The sequence below is a fragment of the Candidatus Pseudoscillospira sp. SGI.172 genome, assembly GCF_050313575.1.
GTDB lineage: Bacteria > Bacillota > Clostridia > Oscillospirales > Oscillospiraceae > Vermiculatibacterium.
The window spans coordinates 1-16,261 of the sequence record NZ_JBNPLQ010000025.1; the positions used below are offsets into that span (position 1 = coordinate 1).

A 16,261-nucleotide genomic window follows, 5' to 3' on the forward strand; every position below is an offset into this window, starting at 1 on the left:
CTGATTGAAGTTGGCAAGTACGCATTATACCAAGAAGGCGCAGTTAAATTAACTCGATATAAGGGAAATATAATGGCCCCACTGCTATTTGCGTTTATGTCTTATTTCAATATAGCAATCCGGCCGCGCCTTTCGGAAAGCCGCACGGCTGCGTTTTTGAATTGGGCAATCTAGTATAATTAGTTCCCTCAGCATTGGCATATTAATCAATGGCGTTAGGTCGCTGACAGGATTGCCCTCTAGATACAACCTGTGTAGCCAAGTCAAACTGGTCAACGGCGTCAAATCTGTGACTCCATTGTGTTCCAGATGCAGTTCAAACAATTTTGGCAAACCTGTCAAGGACGATAGGTCTGTGATTTGGTTGTGGTTCAGATACAGTGTACTTAATCGCAGTAATCCTGCCAAGGGTGCCAAATTTGAAATACAGTTATCACTCAAGTCCAGCCACTCTAACCGTGTTAGGCCAGCCAAGGGTGATAGAGTGACAATTTGACATCCGCTAAGGTATAAGCTGCGCAATTGTTTCATATTTGCAAGAAAAGAAATATCTGTAATCTGGATGTTTGATAGTCGTAAGTTCACGATTCGAGAGAGAGCCGCTAAAGGTGATATGTCCGTAATTGGATTATAACTCAAATCCAGAAACGCCAGCAATTTCAAATCTTTTAATGGTGACAAGTCAACACATTGATTTTCTCCTAAACACAAGACCTTTAGTTGTGTTAAGTTGGACAGCGGCGTCAGGTCTATGATTTGATTTTGACTTAGAAGTAGTTTTTTTAGTTGCGTCAGATTTGAAAGCGGCGTCAAATCTGTAATTCGGTTCATCGCAAGGTCAAGATTAGATAGTTGTTTTAATTCTGCCAGCGGTGTTAAATCGGAGATTAAGTTGCAGGGCAGTTCCAGTTTTTTTAAGCATTTCAAAACTGCAATTGGTGTCAAATCTTTCATGATTTGAAGGCCCATTGGCAGTTCCGTTGCGTCTAAAGTAATTTTCTGTCCATCAATAATAATCGAGCGTCTATTAGGCATCACAAAAAATCCCTCTCAATGCAAACAAGTTCCGATTTGCTGTTCTGCGTCTTGTCCGCCTAAGACGCATTAAAATAATTCCCGATTGTCGCCCTGCTATTTGAGAACAGTATATCACAAGACTTTGCATAAACCTACTTCTCTTACCGTCCATCCCGACTAAAAGAGCGCCGGGGCCGCTTGTGGCCTTTCTCCGCCTGTTTCCGCTGTCTGTCGGCCTCCACCACCGCCGCTACCTGCTCCGGGCCGAAGACCCGCTTGCCCCGTGTATAGTCGGCGGAGATCTGCCGCAGTTTTTTGTTCTCCAACTTCATTTCCATCAAGCGGTCAGACAGGCAGGCATTGCCCTCCCGCACCCGGCCATAGTCCCCTTGCAGACGCTCAAATTTCCCCCGCAGCTCCACATAGGCCAGATACAGGGAGCGCAGCACCTTGACGATTTGAGCCAGCAGGGGCTTGGCCTTTTTCTCCCGGTAGGCCCTGCCTGTTTCCAGTGTTCCCGGCTCCGGCAAAATCTCCTCCGGGTCGGCGGAGAAATCCGCTGCCAACCGCTCTATGTTCTTCACAGCCGGGGCAAGTTCCTTGAGCCGTTTTTGTTGCTTATCTGCCTGTTTTTCCGCTTTTAGAGCTTCCTCTCTGGCTTCTTTGGTATCTTCCTGTAATTGCTCCATCTCAGCTCCAGCAAGGGTTATTTGCCCCTGTATCTGCCCTAATTCGCCCCGAAACTCTGCACATTTTTCTTCCAGTATGGATTCCGTTTCTGAAAATCTTTCATAAATTCAATCAAGATTTCCTTTGCAAGTTCCCCTTCTTCACTTTTGCCTAAACTTAAAGAAGCTAAAGAAGCTTTTTTGCTCATGCAAAGTTTTGTTGAAGAAGTAAAAATTTTCTATTCTAATAATTCTTACATATAAAATTTGCAATAAAATAGCCCTCTGGAAAACTTGCCGTTTCCCAGAAGGCATTTTCATATCTCTCTGTAATGATAAGTGGCTGCTTTATAGTATCAAAATAGTATCAGCCCACCGGCACAACCTCTGAAAATGGCTTAAAATAAGGCTTTCTTGAGGTTTGTGCTTCATTCCCACTCGCAAAATGAAACTTAATTCTAAACGCTTTTGTTTGGGGGATTTGATACCATTTGATTTTTCCTGATACCTATTATCCTTATCCTATGGGCTTGCCGAACTTTTGCTATCATTTGGCTATCAAGGAAATGGCTATCAACGGTAAAATTAGATTGGTTTCTCTGGTGGTTTACAACTACATTTTACCACGAAAGACAGGGAAATGCAATAACCTTCCTCGCTGTGGTGTATCAAGTGATCTTACTGAACATATGGCGCACCTTGTCCAGGCGGCTGTTTGGACGGCGGGGCTGGATGACCGGCTCGCCGACAGCGGCCTGATACCCTTTCAGTTCCGTCAGGCATACGCTCCGCCCGTTGGTGTAAAAGGCCAGATCAGTACGGTATGCCTGTATGCAGCGGACGGGAATCTCGCCAGTAAAGACAACTTCATCCTTTTTTACCTGGGCCGTTTCGATGGTAACACAGTATTTCGGCGCATCATGATAAGCCCTGGAAAGGTATTCCTGGGGCGCATAGAGGGTGAAGGAGAGATAAGGTTCCAGCAACTGCGTCCCTGATTCCTTTAATGCCTGTTCCAATACAATCGGGGCCAATGAGCGAAAGTCCGCCGGCGTGCTGACCGGGCTATAATAAAGCCCGTATTCGAAGCAAATCTTACAATCCGTTACGTTCCAGCCACACAAGCCTTGCTCCAGACCGTAACGGATACCATCCATGACAGCGTTTTGAAAACTCTGGTTCAAGTATCCCAGGGAAACCCGGCTCTCGTATTGTACACCGGAGCCAAGCGGGAGCGGCGTAACAGACAGTCCGATGGATGCCCAAAACGGGTTGGGCGGCACCTCGATATGGATAGTGTGGCTGGCCACTTTGAGCGGCCGCTCTAAATAAATGACGGTGGGTTCTTTCACCGCTGTTTCAATCTTGTACTTTTCCGCCAGCAAAGCGGAAACAACCTCCAACTGCACCCGGCCCAAAAAAGAAAGAATGATCTCATGGGTGATGGGATCCACCTCGTAGCGCAAAAGCGGGTCAGTATCCGCAATCTGCGTAAGAGCGTCCAGCAGCCGTTCTCTTTGCGCTGCCGTTTTCGGCGCAATCGTCGTCCGCAGCATGGGGAGGGGGGCATCGCACCACCTTTCACGAGGAAGCCGGGTGTTGTCCCCCAATACGTCGTTTAATCCCACGCTGTCGCTGGGAAGAATGACAATTTCGCCCTTATGGGCGGTGTCCGTCCGAACAATTTCCCCTTTGGATGGAATACGCATCTCTGTGATTTTCAGCTTTTCTCTCCCGGCCAGGGCCACCGTATCCCGCAGGCGCAGCGTTCCGCTGTATAGCCGCAGATAGATGAGCCGCTGGCCGCAATCTGTATACTCCACCTTGAAAACGCTGCCGCATAGGGCGGCGCTCCCCTGTTCCCCAATCGGTTGGAACAGCCCTGTCACCGCATCCATCAACGGTTGAATGCCAAGGCCCTTTTTGGCGCTGCCATGATAGACCGGGAACAGGGAGGCGTCCTGAACCCGCCGCTGTTCCTCCCGCGCAAGTTCTTCCCGGCTGATCGGTTCTCCTGCGATATACTTTTCCAATAATTCATCGTTATTTTCGATGACCGCATCCCATGCTTCTATGTCGGTATTTTCCTCCAGGACTATTTCCGGGGACAGCGACACCGTCTGCTTGATGATAATATCGGCGGAGAGCTTATCCCGAACAGACTGATACACGCCCTGCAAATCAACGCCAGTCTGGTCGATCTTGTTGATAAAGATAACGGTAGGAATGTCCATTTTCCGCAGGGCATGGAACAGAATACGGGTCTGGGCCTGCACACCATCTTTAGCGGAGATCACCAAGATGGCCCCATCTAAAACAGCCAAAGAGCGGTACACCTCCGCCAAAAAATCCATGTGGCCGGGCGTATCCACAATGTTGACTTTACATCTGTGCCACTGGAAGGAAGTGACTGCCGCTTGAATGGTAATCCCACGCTGCCGCTCCAAAAGCATGGTGTCCGTCCTCGTTGTCCCTTTTTCGACGCTCCCCGGTTCTGAAATGGCTCCGCTGGCATACAGCAGGCTCTCCGTCAAGGTTGTCTTTCCAGCGTCTACATGGGCAAGAATCCCAATATTGATAATGTTCATGTCTATCCTCCGTACAAGGCCCAAATGGGCGCAAAAATCCCCAGCGGCTAATACTTTTACCGCTGGGGATCATGACTTCGGACAAACAGAAGTATGACGGCTTACATGAGCCGCTGTCCGTCACGATATTTACTAAAAAGGCAAAAGTATTCTTAAATTGGGTACAAAAACTAAGCCCCTGCAAGGGGCAATCATTTTTGCGCCCATTATCAAATTTTATTTAAGAATACCTTGCCGCATATTTGGTAGACTCCTCAAATCAGGATAATAGCAGTATATCATAGTACGCTCTAAAAAACAAGAAATTATTTTTACCCGATTCCCCAAATAAATCAGGAGGGCATTCACTGGAACACCCCCCCGGTTTTGGTGATTATCGTGCGCCTACCCTTGTTTTTTGCCTTGCGGTCCGTTTCCATTCCTTTTCAGCCTGTTCCTGCTGGTAAGTGGCCTCTAATATCCTGTCCGCCTGTTCCAGGCCAATAGCCTGCCTGACCCGCTCATAGTCCCTGACCTTTCCCTTTAGACTGTCCCTCTCGGCGCAGACCTCGTAAATCCTTTCTGACAAGGAACTGTTTTTGCTGACCTCCCGGCCATAGTCCGCTTGCAGCCGCTCAAATTTGGATTTGAGGTCGCAGTAGGCCCGATAGACAGACCGCAGCACCTTGACGATCTTCGCCCATAAGGGCTTGGCCTTTTTCTCCCGATAGGTCCTGGCTGATTCCAGCGGTCCCGCTTCTGGCAAGACCTGTTCCGGGTCCCTGGAAAATTCCTCCGCCAGCTTCTCCATGCCTTTCAGCATGGGGGCCACATCGTTTAGTTTGGCCTTGGCCTGGGCCGCTTTCTTCTCGGCAGCTGCCGCCTCCCTGTTCTTTCGGTCAACCTCGACCTGGGCCAGCACAGCCGCCTCCTGAAGCTGTGCCAACCGCTCCTGTTCACACTTCACCTTGAACTGCGTGACCGTCAGATGTTCCTCGGAACTGCCACGCTCTCCACGCTCCAAGTCCGTGTAGCCAGCGGAGCGCATCTGCTGAAAGAAATCATCCTGCAAGACGCTGTACGACTTTCTCAGCACAGGCTTGCCCTTTGCTGTTCGTAATGGCTCCCCGGTAGCCTCGTCTACTGCGGGCCGGGACGCCCACTTTTTGCTCATGCTGACCTGCATAACGGTTTCTTTGACCTTGCCCACCAGGGATTTGTCCTTACACCGCTTTGTCCATCGTATCTCCTTCTCCACCACCGGGATATAGACCACATGGAGGTGGTAGTGGTACACGTCCTCTCCCAGCGCCTCGGACATAGCCCGGTTGCGTTCGTCGGCGTGCATGACCGCCGACAAAATATACTGCTCTCCACCTACGATTTTGATTGCGGATTTGTATGCGTCGGTGTAAAATTGTTTTGCAAAGTCATAGCCGCCGTGATTGTAGAAGTAGGCGGAGTTCACATCAAAGACCAACTCACCGTATCGAAATGCGTCCGCCTTAATGCCACGGGTGGAGATCACACCATCGGCCTCCATTTGGGAGAACATCTCCCGATACCCGGCGGACGGGGTTTTGAAGTGGACATTGAGCGGCGTCCGCTCCAGTACAATGTCCTGATTGATATAGGAATCCTTCTCACGCTCGTTGTGCTGCTGGGTGTTGCCGATCTTGGTTTCGGTCAGCCTCATATTTCTTGCGTTGGTACGATCAATACCGTCGCCTCTCGCCATAGGCAAAAATCCTCCTGTTTCAGATGTTTGGTTGTTGAAAGAGAACGGGGATTCGGGGAGGCACTTCCTGCGGGAAGTGTAATAACCCACTATGACACTTTCATCCCTGCGGGCTGCAAAGTGCCGTGGGCTCTCCGAGGGGGTGTGGGGGCTTTGCCCCCGGCAACTGCGGTTGCCTCCCCCAGCAGGGCCGCCCTTTGAAAAGGGCACCCTGCACCCCGCCTAAACTTTGCCACTCGCCGTTGGGCAGGTGGAAATGCGCAGCCTTTCCACCACCCGGCAAGTGTCCTCCGTAGGCCAAATGTCAAGGGGTTCGGGTTGTATTGCCTTGCGGCAATCTCCACCCGCAGGTATGCCCCCTTGACATTTGACCCCGCTCCCCGTGACAGCCGTGACGACCGTGACGATGTTTTGGACACCGCCCCCGCTCTCAAAAAAGCCGTCACAGCCGTCACGGTCGTCACGCTTGGGGAGGATCCAGGGTCAGGCTGATACTTCTCCCGGCGTGGGTGCGGGTGTTCTCATAGCGGATATGATAGTCCGTTGCCAGTTTCCCGGCCCGGACGTTCAGCCGCATCGCCAGGGCATTGGGCTTCATATCCACTTGCAGGGCTGCCGCCAACTCCGTGGCCGTACCGCCCCAGGACGGCCTCTCCGCCGTGATAAAGGCGGCTACGGCCTCCAGCACCGGGTCGGGGGGTTCTACCCACAACTCCGTTTCCATCCGCTCCAGTGTCCATGTCAGGTGTTCCTTGTCCTTAGTGAGATAGAGCCGCTGGTCTTGCTGGTCACGTCCTACCACATCCAAGGTGGCGGTGCTGTCCGTCCGCTTCTCCTTCTGAAGAAGAAAGGCCCCGTCTGCTGCCCCCGACAGGCCGTTGGTGCCGGAGATCATATCAAACTTGTCGTCGGCCTGCTGCTTCCGAGTGTGATGTACCAGTAGGAGGCAGACGCCGCAAGCGTCAGCAAGGCGTTTCAGCTTTCCTACCACCTCATAATCGTTGGCGTAGCTGTACTTATCCCCGCCAGCCTCCCGAATCTTCTGAAGGGTGTCAATGATAATCAGTTTGGTGTCTGGGTGTTCCTGCACGAATCGCTTTAGCTGTTCCTCCAGCCCGTTGCCGACCTGTTTGGCACAGATGGAAAAGAGAAGGTCGTTGGTGCCGTCCATACCGAACATCCGGTAAAGCCGCTCTTGCAAACGGCGATGATCGTCCTCCAGCGCCAGATAGAGGACAGTCCCCTTGTGAACGGGATAGTCCCACAGGGAGAGGCCCATGCTGACGTGGTAGGCAAGCTGGGCCATCAGGAACGACTTGCCCACCTTGGGTGCTCCCGCAAAGAGGTACGTCCCCGGATAGAGCAGACCGTCAATGACGGGCGGTCTGCTCTGATAGACGTTCTCGTACAACTCGTTCATGGAAATCGTGGGGAGATATGCCGGGTCGTTCATGCGTTGCATTTTCCGCAGCAGTTCCGCATAATTTTTTTCAGGGGGATTGTTTTCTGTCGTTTCCTCTGTTATACTTGCGGTAGGTGTTTGTGAAATGGGCTGTTCCCCGTCTGCGCCAACAGACGGAACCGGGACAGTCCTTTTCGTTTCTCTGGAATCCATCAATCTATCAATCCTCCTTCATGCCGCCCATGATAGCAGCGATCATCTGAATGGTGTCCAGCAGTTCATCGTCCACGCCAGCCCCGTCCTCGGCCCGCCGCAGTTCGTCCAGAACGGCGGCAAGCTGGTCACGCAGGGCCTTGTAGACCTTGGGATTGCCCTGTACCACTACGTCCCGGCACAGGAGGCGTCTTGTGATGTAGTCCTGCTTTGTCAGGCCGGAGAGCCGCACAGCGGCCTCGATCTGTCCATCTTCCTCCGGGGACACCCGGAAGGCCACGGTCTTGTTCCTCCAGCGATTTTTGTTGTCTCGGTTTTTCAGTGACATGGTTACGTTCCCATCCTTTCAAAGTCCAGCTTGTCCGCCATCTCCGTCTGCCTTGTGGGAAACAGGTGGGCGTAGCGGTAGGTAATGTCGATACTCTCATGCCCTACCCGGTCAGCGATTGCCAAGGCGGTAAAGCCCATATCAATCAGCAGGGAAATGTGTGAATGTCGGAGGTCGTGAATCCTGATCCGCTTCACTCCCGCCGCTTTCGCACCCCTGTCCATTTCATGGTGGAGATAGTGCTTGCTGACAGGGAAAATCCGTTCATCCGCCCCGGCGCTGTAAAACATCTTTAAGTAGTCCTCCATCTCTCCACAGAGGAATTTGGGCATCTTAATGACACGGTTGCTCTTTTTCGTCTTGGGGGTGGTAATCACGTCCTTGCCCTTGAGCCGCTGATAGGATTTGCTGATGGACACTGTACCCGCCTCAAAGTCGAAGTCTGTTGGGATGAGGGCCAGCAGTTCCCCCTCCCGGATACCGCACCAGTAGAGCATTTCAAAGGCATAGTAGGAGAGGGGCTTGTCCATCATGGCGTCGGCAAATTTCAGATACTCTTCCTTCGTCCAGAACAGCATTTCACGCCGTTCCTCCACCCCCATGTTCCCGGCCTTGGCCGCAGGATTGACCTGGAGGCCGTAGTATCGGACAGCATGGTTAAAGAGGGCGCTCAACTGATTGTGGACGGTTTTGAGATAGGTAGGGGAATAGGGTTTTCCCTTGGCGTCCGTCAACCCTCGGATCGCGTTCTGCCAATCCATCACGTCCTTGGCGGTGATTTCCGACAACTTCCGCTTTCCAAAATACGGCAGGATTTTCTTCTGGATGATACTCTCTTTTGTCAGCCAGGTGTTCAGCTTCAGCTTGGGCTTCATGTCCTTCTCATAGAGCTGGGCGAAGCTCTCAAAGGTCATGTTCACATCGGCCTGCTTCTGCATCAGAAACTCCCGTTCCCACGCCTGGGCCTCTTTCTTGGTGGCAAAGCCACGCTTTAACTTCTGCTGGCGCTCTCCTTTCCAGTCCGTATAGCGGAACTGGACGTACCAAGTGCCGTTGGCCTTGTTCTTAAACGCCGCCATAGGTTAATCACTCCTTTCGCTCTGGCCTCTTGTGCCATAAAATTTTTCGTGGAAGAATTTGCGGTCGATGCGGCCTGAAATGGTAATACAGCCCGTCTTTTTCAACTCCGCATTCATAGAACGAATCAGCTTATAGGCATAGGGGACAGAAACTCCTAATTCCTCCGCTACCTCGTCCACCCGCATGAACATGGTGCTTGCCATTGTGCGCTCACCTCCTTTCACGGCTCCAGGACTAAGCCTTTATGCTTAACCTATTATAACTAAGCAAATTTGCTTTGTCAAGTGGCTTGCGGAATAATTTTTAACTTTTTTGTTTAAGATACTCTTGACTGTTACTAAGCGAATATGTTATACTGTTTTCGACAGAAACCACCAGATAGGAGTTGGCATTTATGGCAATAGGAGAGCGCATCCATTTTTTCCGCACCCTCCGGGGTATGACACAGAAGTATCTTGGTATGGCGGTGGGCTTTCCAGAGCGTTCCGCCGATGTTCGTCTGGCACAGTACGAAACAGGCACCCGGACGCCGAAGGCCGACTTGACCGCTGCCCTGGCGCATACATTAGATGTATCGCCCCAGGCGTTGAGCGTCCCGGACATAGATAACTACATAGGTTTGGCCCATACGCTGTTCGCCTTGGAGGATGTTTACAGTCTGAAAGTGGTAGAGGCGGATGGACGTGCCTGCCTGCAAGCAGATATTTTTCAGGGAGGCCGTCAAGCCAGTGAGCTGAACAAAATCTTGATTGCGTGGCGGGAACAGGCGGCGAAGCTGGAGGCCGGGGAGATTACCAAGGAGGACTATGACCGCTGGCGGTACAACTACCCCAAGTATGACACCACCCAGCGGTGGGCCAAAGTCCCCTCGAAGGAATTAAGCGATGCTCTGATAAAAGGATTGAAGAAACAGAGAAAAGACAAATAGCAAAAAAGGTCTTGCCGACTGGTGAAAGTCAGCAAGACCTTTTTCTTAGGATATGGAGGATTTACCCGCAAGCCACCCGCTATACGGGAGTGAACAAAGTAAATCCGGTTTTGGTATCTGCTATCAATTTGCTATCAAATGCCCCGTTTCCGTTTCAAAAACCCAGTGTTTTCAAGGCTTTGCGGGTTTTGCTAGTTATTCCCACTCGATGGTCGCGGGGGGTTTGCTGGTAATGTCGTAAACAATGCGGTTGATGTGCGGCACCTCGTTGACGATGCGGACGCTGACTCGGTCCAGCACCTCGTATGGGATGCGGGTCCAATCCGCCGTCATAAAATCACTGGTGGTGACGCTGCGCAGCGCCAAGGTGTAATCATATGTCCGGCCATCGCCCTGGACGCCCACCGAACGCATGTTGGTCAGCACCGCAAAGTACTGGTTCATGCTGCCCTCCAGCCCGGCTTTGTCGATCTCGTCCCGGAAAATGAAGTCCGCCAGACGCAGCGTGTCCAGCTTCTCCTTCGTGATCTCGCCAATGATGCGGATCGCCAGGCCCGGACCCGGGAAAGGCTGGCGCATCACCAGGTACTCCGGCAGCTCCAGTTCCCGGCCCAGCTGGCGGACCTCATCCTTAAAGAGCATCCGCAGCGGCTCGATGATCTCCTTGAAGTCCACATAGTCGGGCAGGCCACCCACGTTGTGGTGGCTCTTGATGACCGCCGCATCCCCCGCGCCGGACTCAATGACGTCGGGATAGATCGTCCCCTGGACCAGATAATCCACCTGGCCGATCTTTTTGGCCTCCGCCTCAAAGACCCGGATGAACTCCTCCCCGATGATCTTCCGCTTCCGCTCTGGATCAGTCACCCCCGCCAGCTTAGAAAGGAACAATTCCTCCGCATTGGAGCGGACAAAGTTGATGTCCCACTTGCGGAAGGCCTCTTCCACCTCGTCGCCCTCGTTGAGGCGCATGAGGCCGTGGTCCACAAACACGCAGGTGAGCTGGCTGCCCACCGCCTCGGCCACCAGTGCCGCGGCCACCGAGGAATCCACGCCGCCCGAGAGGGCCAGCAGCACCTTGCCGGAGCCCACCTTCTCCCGAATCTGACGAATGGCGGTCTCCTTATAATCTCCCATGGTCCAGTCACCCCTGGCTCCACATACCTCATAGAGGAAGTTGCGGATCATGCTGGTGCCATTCTGGGTGTGGTTGACCTCGGGGTGGAACTGGACACCGTAGAAACCGCGGCTCTCGTCACAGATGGCCACGTTGGGGCAGGCGTCGGAGTGGGCCACCAGAGAGAACCCATCAGGTACCTTCTCCATATAGTCCCCGTGGCTCATCCAGGAAATGCCCTCTGCGGGCAGGTCCCGGAAAAGCTTGCAGCCGGTGTCGAAAAAGGTCTCGGTCTTGCCGTACTCCCGGGCAGAGTCGGCCTGGGCAGGGGTGACACACCCCCCCAGATTGTGAGCTAAAAGCTGGCAGCCGTAACAGATGCCCAGGATGGGCACCCCCATCCGGAAGAGCTCCGGATCCGCCTGGGGAGAGTCTGGCTCATAGACGCTCCCCGGTCCGCCGGTAAAGATGATCCCGATCGGAGCCATGGCCTTCAGTTCGGTTAGCGGAGTGGTATAGGGCTTGACCTCGCAGTAGACGCCGCATTCCCGGACCCTGCGGGCGATCAGTTGATTGTACTGCCCGCCGAAATCCAAAACGAGGACGGTTTGGTGAGACATATTGTTTCTTCCTCTCTGTGCATCAAACATTCTTAAAGAACATTGCTATTTTACCACGTCCCTGCCGCCGCGGTCAACCGCTTCCGCACTCAGATCCCGGTGATATCCACCGGCCGAAGCTCGGCCGAGCGGCTCCGGGCACGCACGGTGAGCATGGCCCGGGCGGTGTCGACCGCCGTGACACAGGCTACGGAGTGCTCCACCGCCATACGGCGGATCTTGAAGCCGTCGCTCTCATGGCGGCGTCCGTGGGTGGGGGTATTGATGATCAGGTCCACCGTACCCGAGGCGATCATGTCTGCGATATTGGGATGGGCCTCCGACACCCGGGCCACCAGCTTACAGTCGATGCCGGCGCCGCGGAGCACCCGGCAGGTGCCGGCGGTGGCGTAGAGCTCCACCCCCATGTCGGCAAAGCCCCGGGCGATACCCACGATCTCGTCCTTGTCCTCGTCCTTGACGGTGATGATGGCCCGTCCACCCCGCTTGGGGGCTTTCAGTCCGGCACCCTTGAAGGCTTTCCGAAGGGCCAGGGGAAAGGTCTCCGCCAGGCCCAGCACCTCACCGGTGGACTTCATTTCCGGCCCCAGGCCGGTGTCCACATCGGTGAGCTTCTCGAAGGAGAACACCGGCATCTTGACCGCATAATACCTGGCCTCAGGGTAGATCCCGGTGCCGTAGCCCAGGTCCTTCAGCTTCTCCCCCAGCATCACCCGGGTGGCCAGATCGATGATGGGCACGCCGGTTACCTTGGAGATATAGGGAATGGTCCGGGAGGAGCGTGGATTGACCTCAATGACGTACACCTCGTCGTCGTAGAGGATGAACTGGATGTTCACAAGGCCGATGACCCCAAGCGCACGGGCCAGATCCCGGGTGTAGCGGAGGATGGTCTGCCGGTGCCTCTCCTCGATGTGGAGCGGCGGGTAGACCGAGATAGAGTCGCCGGAGTGGATGCCGGCCCGCTCCACATGCTCCATGATGCCGGGAATGAGGATGTCCTCGCCGTCAAAGACGCCGTCCACCTCCACCTCCCTGCCCATGAGATACTTGTCCACCAGAATGGGGTGCTCCTGCACCGTCTGGTGGATGACCTTCATGAACTCGATGATGTTCCGGTCGTTGTAGGCAATCTCCATTCCCTGGCCGCCCAGCACATAGGAGGGCCGGACCAGCACGGGATAGCCCACGTCGTGGGCGGCCTTCAGCGCCTCTTCGGTGGTGAACACCGTCTCGCCCCTGGCCCGGGGGATCCGGCACTCGTTCAGGATCTCATCGAAGCGCTCCCGGTCCTCGGCGGCGTCCACGCCGTCGGCGGAGGTGCCCAGGAGGAACACCCCCATGTCAGTAAGGGCCTGGGCCAGCTTGATGGCGGTCTGCCCGCCGAACTGGACCACCGCGCCCCAGGGATGCTCCTGCTCCACCACGGCAGCCACGTCCTCGGCGGTAAGAGGCTCAAAGTAGAGCTTGTCGGCCACATCGAAGTCGGTGGAGACGGTCTCCGGGTTGTTGTTGATGATGATGGTCTCGCAGCCCAGCTTCCGCAGCGCCCACACCGAGTGGACCGAGCAGTAGTCGAACTCAATGCCCTGGCCGATGCGGATGGGACCGGAACCCAGAACCAGCACCTTGCGTTTCCCCTCCCTGGGTTCGGGGGGCAGATGGTAAGCGTGTTCCCCCAGCAGGCTGGGCGCCACAGGAGCGCTGCCCCAGTCGCGGGGCTGTCCGGCCTCGTTCTCGGCGTCATAGGTGGAGTAGTAATAGGGGGTCTCGGCTTCGAACTCAGCCGCGCAGGTGTCCACCATCTTGAAGGCGGGGCGGATGCCGTTCTCCTCCCGCAGGGCTTTGACAGCCTCCTGCGTGGTGCCGGAGAGGTCGGCGATCCACCGGTCGGAGAAGCCCATCTCCTTGGCCCGTCGGAGCGCGGCGGCGTCCAGGACGCCCTTTTCCAGCCGATCCTCCATATCCACGATCTTTTGCAGCCGGTCCAGGAACCATACATCGTACTTGGTGATGGCGTTGATCTTCTCCGGAGAGAAGCCCCGGCGCAGGGCCTCGGCCACCACGAAGAGCCGCTGATCGTCAATGTTCTGGAGCCGGTCCTCGATCTCCTCGGTGTAGAGCTCGTCCAGGCCGTCCATTTTCAGGGACTTCACCGGCAGCTCCAGGGAGCGGATGGCCTTCATGAGGGCGGCCTCAAAGGAGTTTCCGATGGCCATCACCTCGCCGGTGGCTTTCATCTGGGTGCCCAGGGTGCGGCTGGCAGTGGTGAATTTATCAAAGGGAAGGCGTGGGATCTTCAGCACGCAGTAGTCCATCGTGGGCTCGAAGCAGGCGGTGGTCTTTCCGGTGACGGCGTTGGGGATCTCATCCAGGGTATAGCCCAGGGCGATCTTGGCCGCCACCCTGGCGATGGGATAGCCGGTGGCCTTGGAGGCCAGGGCGGAAGAACGGCTCACCCGGGGGTTGACCTCGATGACCGCGTACTCAAAGGAATCGGGGTCCAGGGCCAGCTGCACGTTGCACCCGCCCTCGATCTCCAGGGCAGAGATAATGTTCAGAGAGGCCGAGCGGAGCATCTGGAACTCCTTGTTGGCCAGGGTCTGGGTAGGAGCCACCACGATGGAGTCGCCGGTGTGGACGCCAACGGGATCCACGTTCTCCATGGAACAGATCTGGATCACGTTGCCCGCGGAGTCCCGCATGACCTCGAACTCGATCTCCTTCCAGCCGGCAATGGAGCGCTCGATGAGCACCTGGCCCACCCGGGAGAGATGGATGCCCCGGTCGGCGATCTCCCGGAGGGAGGGCTCATCGTAGGCGATGCCGCCGCCGGAGCCGCCCAGCGTGTAGGCGGGGCGGACAATGACAGGGTAGCCGATGCGCCCCGCAAAGGCCACCGCGGACTCCACGTCCTCCACCACGTCGGAGACCACGCAGGGCTGGCCGATGGCCTCCATGGCGTCCTTGAAACCCTGCCGGTCCTCCGCCTTGCGGATGGATTCGGGGGAGGTCCCCAGCAGACGGACGCGGTACTCGTCCAGAATCCCCTGCTCGTGGAGGTTCATAGCCAGATTGAGGCCGGTCTGGCCGCCCAGGGTGGGCAGGATGGCGTCGGGACGCTCCTTGGCGATGATCTGCGTCACCGAGGCGATGTTCAGCGGCTCGATGTACACATGGTCGGCGATATCCTTGTCGGTCATGATGGTGGCAGGGTTGGAGTTGACCAGCACCACCTCCACGCCCTCCTCCTTCAGGGCGCGGCAGGCCTGGGTCCCGGCGTAGTCGAACTCGGCGGCCTGGCCGATGACGATGGGGCCGGAGCCCAGCACCAGCACCTTGTGAATGTTCGGATCCTTCGGCATTACTGCGCGCCCCCTTTCTGCATGGATGCCACAAAGCGGTCAAAGAGATATTCCGTGTCCATGGGCCCCGGAGAGGCCTCCGGGTGGAACTGGACAGTGAAGCAATTGTTCCGGAGATACTCCAGGCCCTCTACGCCGCCGTCGTTGACATTGCTGTGGGAGACCCGGGCCACCGCCGGATCCACAGAGTCGGCCACCACGGCGTAGCCGTGGTTCTGGGAAGTGATGAACACCCGCCCCCTGGCCAAGTCCTTCACCGGATGGTTGCCTCCCCGGTGGCCGAAGCGCATTTTCCGGGTCCTGGCCCCGGTGGCCAGCGCCAGCAGCTGATGACCCAGACAGACCGCAAAGAGGGGCAGCTCGGCGTCGTAGAGCTTCTTGACTTCCCGGATGATGTCCTGGTTGTCCGCCGGGTCGCCGGGACCGTTGGAGAGCATCACTCCGTCAAAGCCGCCGGCGAGCACCGTTGCGGCGGGCGTATGGGCGGGAAAGACCGTGACGGCACAGCCCCGCCGCTGGAGGCAGCGGATCATGTTGGCCTTCACGCCGTAGTCCATGAGAGCCACCCGGCAGAGCGTCTCTCCCTCCGCGGGGCAGAACTCCGCCTCCTTCCGGCTCACCCGCTCCACCGTTCCGGAGACCCGATAGGCGTGGATGGTCTCCAAAACTGCCTGCATAGAAAAATCCTCCGCACAGGTGATCATGCCGTTCATGGTCCCCTGACTGCGGAGTAAACGCGTCAGCGCACGGGTATCAACGTTCTGGATGCCCGTGATATGATATTGTCTGAGATAGTCGTTCAGGTCTCCCTCCCGACGAAAATTGCTGCCCCGCTCCGCCAGATGACGGACTACGAACGCCTCGGCCCAGGGCCGGCCGGACTCATTGTCAGCGCTGTTGACGCCGTAATTGCCGATGAGGGGATAGGTCATCACAACGCCCTGCCCCGCATAGGAAGGATCGGTCAGGATCTCCTGATAACCGGTCATGGACGTATTGAACACCATCTCACAGACCCGGTCCGCCGTGCCGCCGATGCTCTCGCCTCGGAAAACTGCGCCGTTTTCCAGAATGAGGGTCGCTCTCATACTCTGCCTCCCGCCTTTCTTCTCACAGTCGTTATCTGTTTGATTCTATTCCAAAATCAGGCGGTTGACAATATAAAAATGGATGGATTTCCCTCACCACCGAAAAACTGTGGTTTTGGACAAAGGGGCC

The 16,261-nt window shown here is 55.6% G+C and carries 13 protein-coding genes; 1 reads left to right on the top strand and 12 read right to left on the bottom strand.

Annotation, left to right across the window (positions count from 1 at the left end; translation table 11 throughout):
* Window positions 1-84: 84 nt before the first annotated feature.
* The 9 genes from ACQRD3_RS10005 to ACQRD3_RS10045 form a co-directional block, all read right to left on the bottom strand.
* Window positions 85-954, bottom strand: coding sequence for a leucine-rich repeat domain-containing protein (locus ACQRD3_RS10005; protein WP_427781289.1), 870 nt, complete (start codon window positions 952-954; stop codon window positions 85-87).
* A gap of 224 nt (window positions 955-1,178) precedes the next feature.
* Window positions 1,179-1,601, bottom strand: coding sequence for a hypothetical protein (locus ACQRD3_RS10010; RefSeq protein WP_427781291.1), 423 nt, complete (start codon window positions 1,599-1,601; stop codon window positions 1,179-1,181).
* 143 nt (window positions 1,602-1,744) lie between these two features.
* Entirely contained in the window at window positions 1,745-1,894 is a 150-nt protein-coding gene (locus tag ACQRD3_RS10015; RefSeq protein ID WP_198933277.1) for a hypothetical protein, read from the bottom strand.
* 459 nt (window positions 1,895-2,353) lie between these two features.
* Complete coding sequence (tet(W), locus tag ACQRD3_RS10020) at window positions 2,354-4,273, bottom strand: tetracycline resistance ribosomal protection protein Tet(W) (RefSeq protein ID WP_427781293.1); 1,920 nt, start codon at window positions 4,271-4,273, stop codon at window positions 2,354-2,356.
* A 373-nt stretch (window positions 4,274-4,646) separates the two neighbouring features.
* On the bottom strand, window positions 4,647-5,990 hold the full coding sequence (locus ACQRD3_RS10025) for a plasmid recombination protein (protein ID WP_427781295.1): 1,344 nt from the start codon (window positions 5,988-5,990) through the stop codon (window positions 4,647-4,649).
* A gap of 460 nt (window positions 5,991-6,450) precedes the next feature.
* Complete coding sequence (locus ACQRD3_RS10030; RefSeq protein ID WP_427781297.1) at window positions 6,451-7,605, bottom strand: helicase RepA family protein; 1,155 nt, start codon at window positions 7,603-7,605, stop codon at window positions 6,451-6,453.
* 7 nt (window positions 7,606-7,612) lie between these two features.
* Complete coding sequence (locus ACQRD3_RS10035) at window positions 7,613-7,933, bottom strand: plasmid mobilization protein (RefSeq protein ID WP_427781299.1); 321 nt, start codon at window positions 7,931-7,933, stop codon at window positions 7,613-7,615.
* A gap of 2 nt (window positions 7,934-7,935) precedes the next feature.
* Window positions 7,936-9,012 (bottom strand): tyrosine-type recombinase/integrase, encoded by a 1,077-nt coding sequence (locus ACQRD3_RS10040; RefSeq protein ID WP_427781301.1) that lies wholly within the window; start codon window positions 9,010-9,012, stop codon window positions 7,936-7,938.
* 3 nt (window positions 9,013-9,015) lie between these two features.
* Window positions 9,016-9,216: a DNA-binding protein gene (locus tag ACQRD3_RS10045; protein WP_033524007.1), complete on the bottom strand. Its 201-nt coding sequence runs from the start codon at window positions 9,214-9,216 to the stop codon at window positions 9,016-9,018.
* A 191-nt stretch (window positions 9,217-9,407) separates the two neighbouring features.
* On the opposite strand from ACQRD3_RS10045, the gene ACQRD3_RS10050 reads away from it, so the two are divergent.
* On the top strand, window positions 9,408-9,941 hold the full coding sequence (locus ACQRD3_RS10050) for a helix-turn-helix domain-containing protein (RefSeq protein ID WP_004221664.1): 534 nt from the start codon (window positions 9,408-9,410) through the stop codon (window positions 9,939-9,941).
* Between the two features lie 195 nt (window positions 9,942-10,136).
* Here ACQRD3_RS10050 and guaA read toward each other — a convergent pair whose 3' ends face one another.
* The 3 genes from guaA to ACQRD3_RS10065 all read right to left on the bottom strand — a co-directional run bounded on the left by guaA (window position 10,137) and on the right by ACQRD3_RS10065 (window position 16,131).
* Window positions 10,137-11,678 (bottom strand): glutamine-hydrolyzing GMP synthase, encoded by a 1,542-nt coding sequence (guaA, locus tag ACQRD3_RS10055; protein ID WP_427781303.1) that lies wholly within the window; start codon window positions 11,676-11,678, stop codon window positions 10,137-10,139.
* A gap of 89 nt (window positions 11,679-11,767) precedes the next feature.
* Window positions 11,768-15,043 carry a carbamoyl-phosphate synthase large subunit gene (gene carB, locus ACQRD3_RS10060; protein WP_427781305.1) on the bottom strand — a complete coding sequence of 1,092 codons (3,276 nt, stop codon included), beginning with the start codon at window positions 15,041-15,043 and terminating at the stop codon, window positions 11,768-11,770.
* Entirely contained in the window at window positions 15,043-16,131 is a 1,089-nt protein-coding gene (locus tag ACQRD3_RS10065; RefSeq protein ID WP_080907793.1) for a carbamoyl phosphate synthase small subunit, read from the bottom strand. The genes carB and ACQRD3_RS10065 overlap by 1 nt, the downstream gene beginning before the upstream one ends.
* Window positions 16,132-16,261 lie beyond the last annotated feature (130 nt).